Origin of the sequence: Frankia sp. CgMI4 (assembly GCF_001756285.1) — a bacterium.
Lineage (GTDB): Bacteria > Actinomycetota > Actinomycetes > Frankiales > Frankiaceae > Frankia > Frankia casuarinae.
The window spans coordinates 1-1,724 of the sequence record NZ_MAQZ01000032.1; the positions used below are offsets into that span (position 1 = coordinate 1).

Sequence of the window (1,724 nt, forward strand, 5' to 3'; positions counted from 1 at the left end):
AGCACCGCCGCCGCCGACGCCGCCTGACCCATGCAGATCGTCGAGATGTCCGGCCGCACGAACTGCATCGTGTCGTAGATCGCCGTCAACGACGTGAACGACCCACCCGGCGAGTTGATGTAGATCGAGATGTCCCGGTCGGGATCCTCGGACTCCAGGAACAGCAGCTGCGCCATCACGTCGTTCGCCGACACATCATCGATCTGCACACCGAGAAAGACGATCCGCTCCTTGAGCAGCTTCGAATACGGATCCATCGAGTACTCGCCGCGGGAGGTCCGTTCCACGATGTTCGGCAGGACGTGACGGGCCCTCGGCGCACCGCCACCCAGCATGATCCCGCTCGCGGCGGGAGGCCGCCCGGTCATCGCCCGCTCCCGCCGCCGGGGCCGAAACCGGTGCGGCCCGCCCGCCGCAAACCCATGCCCGCTCCACTGACCACACTGGGTACCTGATCCGCCCGGACAACCACATGATCGACGAGGCCGTACTCCTTGGCCTCCTCGGCCGTGAACCACCGGTCCCGGTCGGAGTCGGTCTCGATCTGCTCGACGGTCTGCCCGGTGTGGAAGGCGATTCGCTCCTGCAGCGTGCGCTTGGTGTACAGCATCTGCTCGGCCTGGATGGAGATGTCGGCAGCGGTGCCGCCGATGCCACCGTGCGGCTGGTGCATCATGATCCGGGCATGGGGCAGCGCATAGCGCTTACCCGCCGTGCCGGCGCAGAGCAGGAACTGCCCCATCGAACCGGCGAGGCCCAGCGCGACCGTCGCCACGTCGTTTCCGACGTACTGCATCGTGTCATAAATCGCCATGCCGGCGGACACCGAGCCACCCGGCGAATTGATGTAGAGGTAGATGTCGGCCGCGGGATCCTCGGCGGCGAGCAGCAGCAGCTTGGCGCTGATCGCGTTGGCSACCGCGTCCTCGACCACGGAACCAAGGAACACGATCCGGTTCTCGAGGAGCCGGCTGAACACCTGGTCGTCCGCGGAGCCGAGCCCGGATGCGGCGGCCTGCACGGTAGCCCGGCGCGGACTCCCCGGCCCGGCCTGCGTGAGGCGCGAAAAAGATTCGATCATGGTGCGTCCTCCCGCCGGCCGTCGGGAATGGGTGCGAGCACGATGGGCCGGCGTCACCAGCGTTGCCGAGAAATCCGCGCCCACGACGCTGATCTGCTGGCGGCATATCTGCTCACGGCAGACGCAACGTCCCGTGGAACGACTCCAGCGGCCTTCCGTTGCATAAGAGCGCCTGATAGCGGCGCTCATGCCGCCTCACCTTGCGGTGAAGCACTCCCGGTCCGACCGGCCCGAGCCGTGCCGGGTTCCCGTTTCCCAGCCGCCCGCCCCGCGGACGGGGTCCTACGGTCGGCTCCACGGGCGTTTACCGTCTCCGACCTACTGGCGGCGACGAGGTTGGACAGGTTGACCGCGGCGTTCAGGTCGCGGCCGCCTACCAGCCCGCAGGACTGGCAGGCGAAGATACGCTCCGACAGGGTGAGGCCTGGGTTTCGCCAGCCGCAGTCGGAACAGGTCTTCGAGCTTGGATACCAGCGGTCCGCGACCACGAGCGTCGATCCGTACCAGAGGGTCTTGTAGGCGAGCTGGCGGCGGACCTCGGCCATCCCGGTATCGGACACGGCACGGGCAAGACGGCGGTTACGGACCATCCCGGCCACGTGCAGGTCTTCCACCACGATCGTGTCGTGGGTCTTGGCCAGCC

General features: G+C 67.6%; 3 protein-coding genes. All 3 read right to left on the reverse strand.

The features are described 5' to 3' along the window. On the reverse strand, positions 1–368 hold a 368-nt coding region (locus Manayef4_RS02900; RefSeq protein WP_175443307.1), incomplete at its 3' end, for an ATP-dependent Clp protease proteolytic subunit. Continuing rightward, positions 365–1,081 (reverse strand): ATP-dependent Clp protease proteolytic subunit, encoded by a 717-nt coding sequence (locus Manayef4_RS02905; RefSeq protein ID WP_011437164.1) that lies wholly within the window; start codon positions 1,079–1,081, stop codon positions 365–367. The genes Manayef4_RS02905 and Manayef4_RS02900, both read right to left, overlap by 4 nt. A gap of 185 nt (positions 1,082–1,266) precedes the next feature. Beyond that, a partial coding sequence (locus Manayef4_RS02910) for an RNA-guided endonuclease TnpB family protein (RefSeq protein WP_139139980.1) occupies positions 1,267–1,724 on the reverse strand: 458 nt, incomplete at its 5' end.